This window comes from Bacillus sp. DX4.1 (assembly GCF_030348195.1).
GTDB lineage: Bacteria > Bacillota > Bacilli > Bacillales > Bacillaceae_G > Bacillus_A.
Genome location: NZ_JAUCFT010000008.1, coordinates 157,501 through 172,137, shown reverse-complemented (window position 1 = coordinate 172,137; position 14,637 = coordinate 157,501). Strand labels below are relative to the sequence as shown.

General features: G+C 37.7%; 9 protein-coding genes, 9 tRNA genes, 2 rRNA genes and 1 pseudogene (1 of these 21 only partly in view). All 21 read right to left on the bottom strand.

Annotated features, from left to right (window positions below; genetic code table 11):
• Nucleotides 1-359 precede the first annotated feature (359 nt).
• Nucleotides 360-815, bottom strand: a complete 456-nt coding sequence (locus QUF99_RS04335; protein ID WP_289368764.1) for an AraC family transcriptional regulator — start codon at nt 813-815, stop codon at nt 360-362.
• Nucleotides 816-1,248: 433 nt separating this feature from the next.
• Nucleotides 1,249-1,812 carry a hypothetical protein gene (locus tag QUF99_RS04330; protein WP_289368763.1) on the bottom strand — a complete coding sequence of 188 codons (564 nt, stop codon included), beginning with the start codon at nt 1,810-1,812 and terminating at the stop codon, nt 1,249-1,251.
• Between the two features lie 1,375 nt (nt 1,813-3,187).
• Nucleotides 3,188-4,033 (bottom strand): DUF2785 domain-containing protein, encoded by an 846-nt coding sequence (locus QUF99_RS04325; RefSeq protein WP_289368762.1) that lies wholly within the window; start codon nt 4,031-4,033, stop codon nt 3,188-3,190.
• A gap of 296 nt (nt 4,034-4,329) precedes the next feature.
• Nucleotides 4,330-4,551: pseudogene (locus QUF99_RS04320) on the bottom strand (TnsA endonuclease N-terminal domain-containing protein); the annotation flags it as partial.
• Nucleotides 4,552-4,643: 92 nt separating this feature from the next.
• Nucleotides 4,644-6,446 carry a glutamine--fructose-6-phosphate transaminase (isomerizing) gene (gene glmS / locus QUF99_RS04315; protein WP_289368760.1) on the bottom strand — a complete coding sequence of 601 codons (1,803 nt, stop codon included), beginning with the start codon at nt 6,444-6,446 and terminating at the stop codon, nt 4,644-4,646.
• A gap of 482 nt (nt 6,447-6,928) precedes the next feature.
• Nucleotides 6,929-8,275 (bottom strand): phosphoglucosamine mutase, encoded by a 1,347-nt coding sequence (gene glmM / locus QUF99_RS04310; protein ID WP_289368759.1) that lies wholly within the window; start codon nt 8,273-8,275, stop codon nt 6,929-6,931.
• The gene (locus QUF99_RS04305; protein WP_289368758.1) at nt 8,268-9,683 is read right to left on the bottom strand and encodes a CdaR family protein; all 1,416 of its coding nucleotides are present in this window, start codon (nt 9,681-9,683) and stop codon (nt 8,268-8,270) included. The genes glmM and QUF99_RS04305 overlap by 8 nt, the downstream gene beginning before the upstream one ends.
• Entirely contained in the window at nt 9,676-10,497 is an 822-nt protein-coding gene (gene cdaA, locus QUF99_RS04300; RefSeq protein WP_289368757.1) for a diadenylate cyclase CdaA, read from the bottom strand. The genes QUF99_RS04305 and cdaA overlap by 8 nt, the downstream gene beginning before the upstream one ends.
• A 252-nt stretch (nt 10,498-10,749) precedes the next feature.
• Nucleotides 10,750-11,643, bottom strand: coding sequence for an arginase (gene rocF, locus QUF99_RS04295; RefSeq protein ID WP_289368756.1), 894 nt, complete (start codon nt 11,641-11,643; stop codon nt 10,750-10,752).
• Between the two features lie 185 nt (nt 11,644-11,828).
• Nucleotides 11,829-12,974: a glycerate kinase gene (locus QUF99_RS04290; protein ID WP_289368755.1), complete on the bottom strand. Its 1,146-nt coding sequence runs from the start codon at nt 12,972-12,974 to the stop codon at nt 11,829-11,831.
• Between the two features lie 502 nt (nt 12,975-13,476).
• Nucleotides 13,477-13,549: transfer RNA gene (locus QUF99_RS04285), tRNA-Ala, on the bottom strand.
• A 9-nt stretch (nt 13,550-13,558) separates the two neighbouring features.
• Nucleotides 13,559-13,630, bottom strand: a tRNA-Gly gene (locus tag QUF99_RS04280).
• Nucleotides 13,631-13,635: 5 nt separating this feature from the next.
• Nucleotides 13,636-13,711: transfer RNA gene (locus QUF99_RS04275), tRNA-Lys, on the bottom strand.
• Nucleotides 13,712-13,716: 5 nt separating this feature from the next.
• Nucleotides 13,717-13,791, bottom strand: a tRNA-Gln gene (locus QUF99_RS04270).
• A gap of 65 nt (nt 13,792-13,856) precedes the next feature.
• Nucleotides 13,857-13,940 (bottom strand) — tRNA-Tyr (locus tag QUF99_RS04265).
• Nucleotides 13,941-13,962: 22 nt separating this feature from the next.
• Nucleotides 13,963-14,038, bottom strand: a tRNA-Val gene (locus QUF99_RS04260).
• Nucleotides 14,039-14,043: 5 nt separating this feature from the next.
• Nucleotides 14,044-14,118, bottom strand: a tRNA-Glu gene (locus QUF99_RS04255).
• Between the two features lie 23 nt (nt 14,119-14,141).
• A tRNA-Thr gene (locus tag QUF99_RS04250) sits at nt 14,142-14,214 on the bottom strand.
• A 4-nt stretch (nt 14,215-14,218) separates the two neighbouring features.
• Nucleotides 14,219-14,293 (bottom strand) — tRNA-Asn (locus QUF99_RS04245).
• Between the two features lie 9 nt (nt 14,294-14,302).
• Nucleotides 14,303-14,418: ribosomal RNA gene (rrf, locus tag QUF99_RS04240) — 5S ribosomal RNA — on the bottom strand.
• A 49-nt stretch (nt 14,419-14,467) separates the two neighbouring features.
• Nucleotides 14,468-14,637 (bottom strand): 23S ribosomal RNA (locus QUF99_RS04235); it runs 2,752 nt beyond the window's last position.

Below are 14,637 nucleotides of genomic sequence, written 5' to 3'. Positions count from 1 at the left end.
ATTCAAGAAAAGCACCCGTTAGCTAAGTAAGAAAGGGAACTTCTCTATATTCCCTTTTCTACTTTAAACTTTAAAAGTATTAATATTTAGGAATATAGACAGACATCATATTACTCCATGTTTCAATATTATCTCTTAAACCAAACATTCGTTGCCTAATTATATGTTGTTCCGCAAATTCTTTTAGCTCATAGCCTAATTGTAAAATGAATTTAGTTACGGTGAAAATATTACAAATTTTAAGGGAAGCTATTTTTGCCTCCCTTAATTCACAGTTTATGAAAAACATGCATTAACTCAACCAGACATTATGCTCGTTTTGTTCAATCAAACAAATTGGAATTTATCCAATTACTACTTTAATATACGGGTACACAAATTTCACAATGATGATTATTAACCATTTTGACTACATACCTTTCGATGATTGGTCTTGCCTCATCAAATTGATATCCTTGCCTTGATAATTCTGGAAAAATATCAATCCACGCTTTCTGAACTGCTTCTGCTGTATGATTAATTTTAAAAACAGTATATTTTCCTCCAACAATATTACCCTCTCTTACATAGCCATCAGTTACTGAATAGTCGTTTGAAACAACTATACAGGTATCATAACGACAGTTTTCAGGTTTAGTAGTTTCAGGATTATCCTGAGCAATTCCAAGAATTATGGATTCGTCATTAAATAAATGGTTAGATTTTGCCCATTCTTTTAATTTTTCCATTGTTCGCACATTATTAATTCCATAAGGGCCAATCTGCCTTATGTAAGCAATCCGATATGCTGGAATCTTTTCAATCATAATATCCATGATTTGTTTGCCTCCTTTAAAGAATAAATAACTTGTTCATTACAAGATTACTATGATATAAAATAGAATACACAGCATTTTTTAAAATCGTTTACATTCATTTCAAATATTTACATTTATCATTTTCTAATAGGTTAGCCTCCTTTAAATTCTATTAATATATTCCCCTGTTATTTTGTTCTTCCCTCTTCTGTAAAGTGACAATAAAGTTATTTAATTTTAAAACCTCAAACACGTATAACCCCATGCTGATTTTAGGATGGGGTTAAAATAAAATTGTTTAATTTTTGATGTAAATTACTTCACTATATTTAAAAATATAACAATAAAGTCGTTTAAATCTAAGAGTTATTCAATAATCGCGCCCGATTGTTGAAAATTGTCCCGGAACACCAACACTGAAAGGATATTCAAGATAAGCACTCGAAGTAAATTATTGCCTAAAATACCCTTTTTGGGGGGACTGTTTGTTTTTAATCCGATGCTGGAACGACAGAGTCGCTATAAATACAGTTACTCCCCACAAGAACAATCCTCCGTACGTTACCACATACACCCAAATGGCTAACCCTTCGGTGTATCCTTTTGGAAGCACTCCTAAAAATTGAAGAGCTGTCAAGAAGCTAATTAGAACTGTCAACACCCCAACTGACCATCCTAATATGATTAATAACCATTTTGGTAGTTTCTCCCCCCAGGAAGTCACAAGAGCTAAAGCAAATAAAGATGCCAGTATCGCCAAGATAGCTGTGAAGTCTATTCCGATGGTATATAACGTATATAGAAAAGCAGATCCTTCCTTTAATGTATCACCAAACCCTGCTACATTTTGTACAGCTTGTTTTGTTGTAAGTCCTACCGTTGATCCCCATGCCCAAAGCGATTTTAAAATCGCATACGGCAACAGTGCAAGAGCTGCAACATAGCCCCATCCTTTAGTCAAATAAGTTTTATCAGCTATTTCTGACCTCATATGTTTCTCATGTTTTAAGCTCAAAAGACATTCTCCCTTCTCACTTAAGAAATGAAGTCTATTAGTTTTAAAAACTACCTAAAAGTACAAAGTTCCAAAAGTCTTCAAATAAGTTCCGCCCTTTATATTCTTATTCAATATTAGAGCCTTTTTATTCTTTATATCCTTTAAGTGAATTACATAATAGGCACGTACTGGTTGGACTATATATTTGTACCTTATTTAACAATGATGACCTTTTCTGGAATGAATTACAATTTTAAGATTGTTCATATAAATTCCTTCTTTATTCAAGAATATGGCCCGATTGTTGAATAACCGAATGGGCTTTTTTAAATAAATTTATTGTAAATGTAATAACTTTATTGTAAATCAACATCTTCCCCTCTTCTCTCTCGGATACCAACTTAGTTACAGTGGGGAATAACGAAGTTACATGGGAACCAAGAAAGTTACAGGGAGACATCCAGACTGTCGATTAGTGTAGCTTTGGAATAAAGTTTGATTAAAAACCTCTTACAAATCCACATTCTGTGTTACACAAAAAGACTCCATTTTGAAAAAAGATTGATCAAAATAGAGTCTTTCTTTGTGACTGGATGTTCAATTTTTATAAAAAAGTTTGATCAAAACACATTTAGAATTCTTTAATTGAAAAGATATAGCATCGCATCTTTCTTATAAACATCGTGACTTTATTTCATATCCATAATTAGGTGTGTTTATAATTAAATTGGAAAACCCTAAAATATCAGTAAAGCAAACTATCGATTCTAACAGACTCGGATTATCAGAATTATATTTGGGTAACATACTTAGCTCACCTTTTTTCTGAATAATAAAAATAACCTCTTACGGATATCATACCCAAAGAGGTTATTTTTTATCAAACTTTATTACAAATTATCAATCTTTATTTTAAGTTATCAAACTTTGTTTTAAATGATCAATCTTTTTTACAAAGCCACAAATGTAGCTTTAGAATAAAGATTGATCAAATTAATACTAATAGCCTTGATAAACAAGCAAAAAGAAAGAGCGTGTTTTGAAAAAAGATTAATCAAAACACGCTCTTAATATATTTTATTGAATCATTCTTTTATAAAAAAGTTTGATCATTTCTATGATATTTCCTCCATTAAAGCGCCCTTTAATGGAGGAACATGCCAGAGGGTGTCAAACAAAGAACTAAGGCTTTGGTCAACCTTTTATAAAGCAGTCACAGTAGTAATTTTGTGACCGCCATTTTTAACTAAACGAAAATTGAAACACACTCTAACGATATTAATCTCTTAAGAACAGTAAAAATTTGGTTACTCACTTTTTGTTTTTCTTGACATAAAAAGGGGCAATCCCTCAGCCAATTTTCCATGGCTTTTGAGACAGCCCCTCTAATCCTTTAACTGATAGAAAACCTGTTCAATTTTGCCTCAGTACCAAGCATGACAGTGTTAAGCTCATTCCCTCGGCTATCTTGTCCCCTTCTGAAATAGAGACTGCGTAAAAAATTCTTGCTGTTCACGCGAGCAATCACCTGACTGCGACTTCTCGGCAAATTGCAGCATTGCGCTAAGCCGCTAATCCAATCAGCGATTTCTTGATGTGGAAGTAACTCTTTGTCAATCATCGTATCCACGATGTTGACCAACCGCTCATCATCCTCATCGCTAAAAATGTGTCTACCATTATGAAGCATGCCAGAAATAGCGACAAGAACCTCACGCAGCATTGCGACGCTGCTCTCCTCGCACTGCACCAGCTCGACAAAAACATCCGCACCGTGAGACGCGCTGTGAGCCCAGCCTCCTACTGAAAGGTAACCTCGCAGATCCTTCTCCTCTTTATAATAACGGAACATTGTATGCATTAATTGCTCAATTTCCGCTTGATTGAAAAATGGATTCTGTCTGTGGCGTTGCACAATCAAAGCGATAGGCAAGGCAGAGAACGTCCTTGTAAAAACTGACTGATCATCCTCGCTGCCAATATTATAGAACAAATGGTTCTCATCAGTCAGAACAGTTAAGAGGCTACGCAACTCCTCTCCACTGAACCTATTCTCTTCCTTAATCCACATATAAAACATCGGATAAATCAGGTTATCCCGTAATTCTGGCTGAGGATCGCCAATATATTGAAGTAACAAAGGTAAGAAATCTTGATGCTGCTCACCTTCGCGTAACTGATACTCATCCTTCTCAATTCTTTGCAAATCCAGCATCAATTTGGTCCTTGTATCGCTCATTTTCCCATCCCTCTCATCATTCGTTCTATTCGGTCGATTGTTTTTTCAAATACTCTTAAACCTACGTTGTTATATTAAAAAATTTTTTGCAATCTTATTTTTACTCCCGATTCATGAGCTGTAATTAACCTTTGACTCTACTTTAAGTCATCAATAAGAATTATTTCCGATAATATCCAAAGTGAAATCATATAAATTATCATAGTGTAATAGTTCAATTGCTTTATCTCTTTTCATTTCACGCCTTACTGCATATGTAGTTTCTCTATTTTTTCGAAATCTGTTCTGCGGCCAGCAACAATATAATTCGAATACTCAGTTAAATAAAAATAATTGCGTTCTAAATCCGACAGAAATTCATGCTGTCTGTTTGTTTTTATTCCTTTTAAACGAGTTGAACGACCCTTTGAAGATACATCTTGAATCTTTAACCAAGGTTTATAATCTACTCCAATACCGGTCCCTCGACCTTGTTTAATCCACTGTTCAATCTCAGATGTTCTTTTTCTTTTCGGCATAAAAACACCCCTTTAGATAATCATATCTAAAGGGGTAAAACGGTGCAACTTTATTTCAAATCTACAAAAACTTCTATCTAACTCTCAATCTCCTACTCAACAGTAACAGATTTAGCTAGGTTACGTGGTTTATCCACATCACACTCACGGTGAAGAGCTGCGTAGTATGCAATTAGTTGTAATGGAATAACTGCTACAAGCGGTGCTAGTGCTTGATGCACAGCTGGTAAGATAAAGCTGTCGCCTTCCATCTCTAAACCTTTCATTGCGATGATGCATGGGTTTGCTCCGCGTGCTGCCACTTCTTTTACGTTACCGCGAATTCCAAGGTTTACGTGCTCTTGCGTAGCAAGTGCGATAACTGGTGTACCTTTTTCGATTAACGCGATTGTACCGTGTTTTAATTCTCCTCCAGCAAAGCCTTCCGCTTGGATGTAAGAAATTTCTTTTAGTTTTAATGCGCCTTCTAATCCTACGTAGAAGTCTACGCTACGTCCGATGAAGAAACAGTTGCGTGTTGTTGCTAAAAATTCTTTTGCAAGTGCATCCATTTCGTCTTTTTGATCACAAAGTACTTCCATCGCATTTGCTACAAGGCCAAGTTCGTGTATTAAGTCGAAATCAATTTTTACACCTTTTACCTTGGCAATATCCGCTGCCAGGATTGAAAGAACTGCAAGTTGTGCTGTGTAAGCCTTCGTAGAAGCAACTGCAATTTCAGGTCCAGCATATAACGGTAATGTGTAGTCAGCTTCACGAGAAAGTGTAGAGCCTGGTGCATTCGTAATTGTTAATGCTTTATGACCCATTTCTTTTGTCTGCACAAGTACAGCGCGACTATCTGCCGTTTCACCACTTTGTGAAATGTAAATGAAGAATGGCTTTTCTGTTAATAATGGCATGTTGTAAGAGAATTCACTTGCTACGTGTACTTCTACAGGTACTTTTGCGAATCCTTCGATGAATTGCTTTCCAACAAGACCAGCATGATAGCTTGTTCCGCACGCTATAATATAGACGCGGTCGCTATCTAAAATTGCACTGCGAATATCTTCATCTAATTCAATTTCACCATTATCATTTTGATACTTTTGAATAATATTACGGATTACAAGTGGCTGCTCATCAACTTCTTTTAGCATGAAATGAGGATATGTTCCCTTTTCAATATCACTTGCATCTAATTCCGCTATAAACGGTGCACGATCAATCGTCTCACCTTGTAAGTTTTTAATTGTAATACTTTCTTTTGTTACGATCACCATTTCTTTATCCATTAACTCGATAAATTGATCTGTAACTTGTAACATTGCCATTGCATCGCTTGCAACAACGTTAAAGTTGTTACCAACACCTACTAATAGCGGGCTTTTGTTTTTAGCAACATAAATCATGTTTGGAGTTTCAGCATCAAGTAATGCTAACGCATAAGAACCATGTAAAATTGTTAACGTTTGACGGAATGCATCTTCTACACTTAATCCTGTGTTGACTTGCTGTTCCATAAGCTGAACGATAACTTCTGTATCTGTTTCACTTACAAACGTCACATCTTGCAAGTATTCTTTTTTCACTAATTCATAGTTTTCAATTACTCCATTATGAACAAGTGTAAAGCGTTGTGATGTACTTTGATGTGGGTGTGCGTTTGTTGTGCTTGGAACACCATGTGTAGCCCAGCGTGTGTGACCGATTCCCACACTTGCAGCTACGTCTGCGTCTACAATTTCACGAAGTTTTGCAATACGACCTTTTTCTTTGTATACAACAACACCGTTCTCGGCTTGTACTGCAATCCCCGCTGAGTCATATCCGCGGTATTCTAGCTTCTCCAACCCTTTTAATAAAATTTCCTTTGCATCTTGCTCTCCAATAAATCCTACGATTCCACACATGTTTAGTCGCCGCTACAAATGCTTACATTGCTCTGCGAACATGTAACGACATAGTCCGATCCCATTTTATTTACATATAAAAAACGGATTACATATTGCTAGCCCTGTAAGTTTGTAACGGCTTTCACCTTCCTCTCGATTGGTTTCAGTCCGTATACTTATACAGCTAGTATTCATCCGTTCTTTTTCCCTCATCACACTTTCACCTTTGTCCATTGAGTCACCTCAATGCTTTAAGCAAAAGCTTTCGGTTGTGATGAACAACCGGGAGTCATCCGCCGAAATCTCGATAAAACTCCTCCTCGTCAACTACGTATCATGTAGTTCTGGCGCTTTCATATTTCACATATTTACTTTAAGAAAAAGAACAAGACCATCTTATAACAAACACCTTAAGCCGTCAATGAAATATTTTCATTATATATAAAATATATGTAAAAAGGGCACAGAATGTACCCCTTTTTACATATAAAAACAACAAATTATTCAGCTCCAACTTCTGCCTTCACAACTTCTACAATGCGGTGTACATATCCATCACAAATCTCTTGTGTTGGTGCTTCTGCCATTACACGAATAAGTGGCTCTGTTCCCGATGGACGAACAAGAATACGACCGTTTCCGTTCATTTCTTCTTCTACCACATGAATGATTTCTTGAATTTTTTCGTTTTCTAATGCTAATTTTTTATCTGTTACACGAACATTCACTAATAATTGCGGAAATTTTGTCATTTCATTTGCAAGCTCAGATAATGATTTTTTCTTCATTTTCATAATGTTTACAAGCTGAAGTGCACTTAACATTCCATCGCCAGTTGTAATGTAATCTAGTAAGATAATGTGACCAGATTGTTCACCACCTAGATTATAACCACCGCGTTTCATTTCTTCCATTACGTAGCGATCTCCAACAGCTGTTTTGTCGCTTGTAATACCGTTTGCTTCAAGTGCTTTGTAGAATCCTAAGTTACTCATAACAGTTGAAACAACTGTATTGTGTTTTAGCTGGCCAGTTTCTTTCATGTACTTCGCACAAATGTACATAATTTGATCGCCATCAACAATGTTTCCTTTTTCATCTACTGCGATTAGGCGATCTCCATCTCCATCAAAAGCAAGTCCAATATCTGCGCCTTTTTCTTTTACTAATTCTGCTAATACTTCTGGATGTGTAGAGCCAACGCCATCATTAATATTCATACCGTTCGGCGATGTTCCCATTGTAGAGATATCCGCTTCTAAATCCGCAAATAAATACGGCGCTAAAGAAGATGTTGCACCGTGTGCACAATCTAATGCAATATGTAAACCTGAGAAGTCTTCTTCTACAGTTTGTTTAATGTATTGTAAGTATTTTTGTCCACCTTCGAAGTAGTCATTCACTTGGCCAAGGTCTGTTCCAGTTGGACGTGGTAATTCATCTACTTCTTTATCTAATAAAGCTTCAATTTCTGCTTCTTGCTCATCAGTTAATTTAAATCCATCTGAACCGAAAAATTTAATTCCGTTATCTTGTACTGGGTTATGAGATGCTGAAATCATAACGCCTGCTTGTGCATCTAAAGCCTTTGTTAAATAGGCAACCCCAGGAGTTGAAATAACGCCAAGGCGCATAACTTCCGCCCCAGTCGATAATAGTCCTGCTACTAGAGCACCTTCTAACATATGGCCAGATACACGTGTATCACGACCAATAATAACTTTCGGACGATCGGTATCTTTTGTTAATACATAACCCCCAAAGCGACCAATTTTAAAAGCTAATTCCGGTGTTAATTCCTTATTTGCGACACCACGCACACCATCAGTACCAAAATATTTACCCATTACTATTCGCTCCTTTTTCTTGCTCATTGTCATTTTTGTTTTCTGCTTTGTTCTCTTGATTTTGATTTTGATTTTGATTTTGATCTTTATCTTTCTGTGGATCTTGCTGCTCCGGCTGACCTTGTACTTCTTGATCTGGCTTTTCTTTCTTTACAAGCTCTACCTTCGCATTCTTTTCTTTTACCTCTATTGAAACATTGTTCGGACCATTAATTTGGATTGGAAGATTATGTGTTCCTGAAGCTAGATTTTGTAGATTAATTGACGCCTTTATTTGTGCTGCTGTTATTTTATCTACTACACTTGCCTCTCCTGAAACATCAACACTTACCTTTCCACCTTGAGGAGAAAGAAATTGTAAAGTGAATTCATCTGATAAACCATTTGTTTGTATGGAAATCCCGTCAATTGTCTTATGCTTTGTCTTCTCTTGCTTTTGCACTTCAACCGTCACCTTCACTTGACTCGGATTTACCTTTGTTACACCCTTCGGTAATAAAACAGAGGCATCGAATGTTGTAGACTCTGTAATTTTACTGAGATCTACTTCGACGCCATCTAAGGACTTTATATTGTCCAAAACTTCTTTTGGACCCGATATTGTTACTTCATTTGGTTCTAAATGAATGTCTGTAACAACTACTCCATCTGGCAAGCTACCTTTTTTCACATATGCTAACGGTACAGTTTTTTCGACGTTGTTTGTCGCAGTTTGATTTGGAACAGAAATTGTAACACTCACTTTAGATGGAATTGTTTGTAAATCCAGTCTTCTTCCATCTTTATCATACAGCACAATTTCCGCTTCTTTTGTTACCGTTTTGGTTATACCTTTTAAATCCACATATGCTCGAACAAGAGAAATCTGTTCCAATTCCTCTTCTGTACCCACGACCTCAACTGTGTTTGGTTTGACAGTGGGTTTCTCAACCATGCTACCGCCCTGCATTTGATTTTCATTTGAATATTTTACTTCTACAGGAAACGACTTTTTCGCTTTATTTTGAATGGTAACCTTGATTTTTGCTGGCTGAACCGTTGCTTTTAAATTATTTTCCATCCCGCTATATTTCAAAGGAACCTCGTATGTTCCTGGAGAATACCCACGTAAATCGGCAGATACTCCAAATTCACGCTTTGTCTTCACTGCAGTAATCACATTCTTTGGGCCTTCTAATTTTACTTTTACGTATTTCGGTATACCACTTACAATGTATTTGTCTTCATCATAATTCAACGTTACTGCAACATCAGATATTGTTTCTGTTATATCACCTGTTGGGAAAGGAGATGAATTTTCATTCCCAACTGTATTTTTTTCTGTTAAATTTGTTGACATGTAAAGCATTAACGCCAATAGTAATGAAATTCCTTTTAAAAACCAATGGTTCTCCATTAACTTATCCATGACGTTTCCTCCTCCAGTTCCATAAAGATGAAGAAGTTGTCTTAACATTTCCGCTGAACTCTACCATGAGCATTTCCTTTAACTGTTCCACTTTTAAATCACGATGTAATTCTCCGTTTTTCGTTAAAGAAATCTGACCCGTTTCTTCTGATACAACAACTGTAATACTATCTGTTACTTCACTAACTCCCATTGCTGCTCTGTGACGCGTTCCCAACTCTTTAGATATAAACGGACTTTCTGATAATGGTAAATAGCAAGCTGCTGCTTTAATCGTATTTCCTTGCATAATAACCGCCCCGTCATGAAGTGGTGTATTTGGGATAAAGATATTAATAAGAAGCTCTGATGACACATTTGCATTTAAGGGAATTCCTGTTTCAACATAATCGTCCATCCCAGTCTCTCTAGATAATGTAATCAGTGCACCGATGCGTCGTTTACCCATATATTCTGTTGCTTTTGCTACAGCATTTGCAACCGTTTCATGTTCATCTTCTTCCTGACCAATCCCACGTGAGAATAAGCTTCCTCTTCCTAATTGCTCCAGTGCTCGTCTTAGCTCTGGTTGGAAAATGATAATAATTGCCAAAAACCCCCATGTTAATGCTTGATCTGTCAGCCACTGCAATGTATGCAGTCCAAATGAATAACTTAAAATACGAACAATAATAATAACTGTAATCCCTTTCAAAAGTTGAACAGCTTTTGTACCTCGGACTACAAGAATTAGCTTATATATAACAAACCACACAACGGCGATATCTAATATCGTACTGAGATATTTTAAAAAGTTCATATCTCCAAAAGGCATGCTAACCCTTCCTCCTACTTATGAGCAAATTTATCTACATATTGAAATACTAGTTTTATGCTCTACCTGTATGTATTTACAACAACTAGTTAATTATACCATACATGAAAGAAACGACAATTACAAACGACGTTTCTCCTTTACTATAAATTGGTAAGATGTCAAACCTTTGTTATGAAGTGGTGTAATCTAACTCATTATTATACCCTTATTGTAAAATAAAAAAAGCAGCATTTCAGCTGCTTTTTTACATTATTTTAACTTTTCACCAAATAAAGAACCCATTAAGACTACTGCTGTCGTTGCTGTTCTATTTTTCTCATCTAAAATTGGATTTACTTCTACAAACTCAGCGGATGTAATAATATCTGCCTCTGCAAGCATTTCCAGCGCCAAATGACTTTCACGATACGATAATCCCCCAGTTACAGGTGTCCCCACTCCTGGAGCATCATGTGGATCAAGTCCATCTAAATCTAGCGACAAGTGAACACCATCTGTATGCGATAAATACGCAATCGTTTCTTCCATAACAGCAGTCATACCCATGCGATCAATTTCATGCATTGTAAATACTTTAATGCCTTCATCTCGAATAAAGTCTTTTTCTCCTTCATCTAATGCACGCGCCCCAATAATAACAACATTCTCCTTCTTCACTTTCGGATACGCCTCATATAAATTCACTAACGCCGAATGGCCATAGCCTAAACTTGCCGCAAGTGACATCCCATGGATATTTCCAGATGGTGATGTTTCTTCTGTATTCAAATCACCATGTGCATCATACCAAATAACACCTAAATTTTTATAATGTTTTGCTACTCCTGCAAGCGTTCCAATTGCAATACTATGATCGCCTCCTAATACAAGTGGAAAACGATTTTTCTCTATAATATTATCAACCTTAGTTGCCAACTCATCACACACTTTTGCAACTTGTTTCAGGTTTCTTAACTTTGTATTTTCATCTATCTCTTCTTCTCTCTCGATACATAAATCCCCTATGTCTTCAACGTCATATCCTATTTTTTGGATTCTTTCAATTACTCCTGCATAACGAATCGCACTTGGTCCCATATCAACCCCGCGGCGCATTTGTCCTAAATCCATCGGAACTCCAACAATCGAAATGTCTTTCTTCATAGATAGTCTCCCCCTTTTATGCCTTCACTAAATATTTTAAATCTTTTATATAGTCTGACTCAACTCGACATTTTTTTGTATGTATATACAATTTATGCACTTATATTTATATAGAAACCCCCATTTCAAAGCTACTTTATGTATAAATCGAAAATACCACCATGAAAACAAAAACGTCTCTTTATTTAGAGACGTTTTTTTGATGCTAATTTCCATACTGCTGCAATATTTCGTGCAGTCATTTCAATATTTTCTTTTGCCGTTATATATGCTTCTTCCAACGTCATGGGACTGGATACAGCACTAAATACAGCATCTATTCCCTCTTTATAGATTGAAACGTGATTAGAAAAAACGGAACCCCCGATAGCTACAACCGGAATATCAAGTTGCTTAGCACGCCCTGCAACACCAACCGGTGCCTTTCCATACGCTGTTTGTTCATCTATCCTTCCCTCACCTGTAATAATGAGATCTGCCGCTTTTATATGTGCATCGAAATGTGTATAGTCTAATACAATTTCAATACCTTTTCTTAATTCCCCTTGCAAAACAGCTACAACCGCAGCTCCTACTCCACCAGCTGCACCGGCACCTTGAATCTCTTCTACATCAATATGTAAATACTGCTGTAATAGATGTGCATAATGCTTTAAATGGTCATCTAATTGCTCAATCATTTCAAGATTTGCTCCCTTTTGTTTGGCAAATACAAAGGATGCCCCTTTAGGTCCTGTTAAAGGATTATCTACATCGCAGGCTGCTTCCAGCTTCACATTTACAAGACGAGAATCTAACTGTGACGCATCTAAAGAATTAATGGAATGTAAATTTCCACCTACAGGTTCTATCGCTTGTCCATTCTTCTGTAAAAACCTCACGCCTAAAGCTGCTAACATCCCCGTGCCTCCATCATTTGTAGCACTTCCACCAAGCCCCAAAATAATGTGCTGCACACCTTGGTCTAATGCATGTAAAATGAGTTCTCCAGTTCCCCTTGTTGTTGTAATTAGCGGATTTCGCTTCTCAACTGGAACGTGCTGTAATCCCGATGCTGCAGCCATTTCAATAAAAGCGGTTCTTTTATCTGGAGAAATACCATAAAACCCCTCTACAGGCTCTCCAAGGGGCCCTGTTACATGAACTGTAATCATATCCCCATCCGTAGCATCTACAAGGGATTGTACCGTTCCTTCCCCTCCATCTGCGATTGGAATCTTTACATACTCTGCCTGTGGAAAAATAGCCGAAAACCCTTTTTCAACCGCGTTACATACCTCTAATGCCCCTAAGCTTTCTTTATAAGAATCAGACGCTATGACAATCTTCATATTTCATCCCTCCTTTAAAGATATAAAAATTTATCTAACTGAAACAGTATATATGTCACTCTCCTTTATATTGTAAAAGAAAAGAAGGGAGTGGCATATAAAAAAGGAGAGCTGGTGATGGCCCATATTCTGTAAATTAAATGATTGTGCACATTGAAAACCAGGCAATAACTGTGCATCCAGCCGTATTTATGTAGTCAGCCATAAAGGAAAAAAGCAAATACAACGGAAGAAACAGACTGTAAAATATTCGAATCAGAAATATAAAGAAGACATTCAACCACTCATATCTCTTGCATTCATATTACATGACAACATACAGTAAAATTTCAATGAGTAACGGATAAAGTGAAACTTTGATCAGTGGGGATTCTCTTTATCCCCAACCTAACTTCTGTGCTTCCTGCCAAACCTTGAGGTAGGGAGATTACTGCCTGCAAATAGCGGGATAAACAAAAAACCTTACATCCAAAATGAATGTAAGGTTTCTTCTTATTTATAATGGAGCCTAGCGGGATCGAACCGCTGACCTCCTGCGTGCAAGGCAGGCGCTCTCCCAGCTGAGCTAAGGCCCCAAAATGAAAAGCGGAAGACGGGATTCGAACCCGCGACCCCAACCTTGGCAAGGTTGTATTCTACCACTGAACTACTTCCGCAAAAATGGTGAGCCATGAAGGATTCGAACCTTCGACCCTCTGATTAAAAGTCAGATGCTCTACCAACTGAGCTAATGGCTCGTAAATGGCTGGGCTAGCTGGATTCGAACCAGCGCATGACGGAGTCAAAGTCCGTTGCCTTACCGCTTGGCTATAGCCCATTAATATTTACTAGTATGCTTGTCTCACCAAAAAAATAAACCTCTATAGGGTTATTTTTTAAAAATGGTGGAGGGGGGCAGATTCGAACTGCCGAACCCGAAGGAGCGGATTTACAGTCCGCCGCGTTTAGCCACTTCGCTACCCCTCCGACATTATAACTTAAATTTATATGGTGGAGGATGACGGGATCGAACCGCCGACCCCCTGCTTGTAAGGCAGGTGCTCTCCCAGCTGAGCTAATCCTCCAAAAGTGGTGACCCGTACGGGATTCGAACCCGTGTTACCGCCGTGAAAGGGCGGTGTCTTAACCACTTGACCAACGGGCCAAAAATTTGTAATACTGTGCGCAAGCTTCCAACCGGGCTTGAACCGGTGACCTCTTCCTTACCATGGAAGTGCTCTACCAGCTGAGCTATGGAAGCATATTGGCTCCGCAGGTAGGACTCGAACCTACGACCGATCGGTTAACAGCCGATAGCTCTACCACTGAGCTACTGCGGAATAATACAAGCCTGGCAACGTCCTACTCTCACAGGGACAAGGTCCCAACTACCATCGGCGCTAGAGAGCTTAACTTCCGTGTTCGGTATGGGAACGGGTGTGACCTCTCTGCCATCATTACCAGACTTATGAAGGTATATTCCTTCAAAACTAGATAACATTGCTTCATATTATATGGTTAAGTCCTCGATCTATTAGTATTCGTCAGCTCCACATGTCACCATGCTTCCACCTCGAACCTATCAACCTGATCATCTTTCAGGGATCTTACTAGCTTACGCTATGGGAAATCTCATCTTGAGGGGGGCTTCATGCTTAGATGCTTTCAGCACTTATCCCTTCCG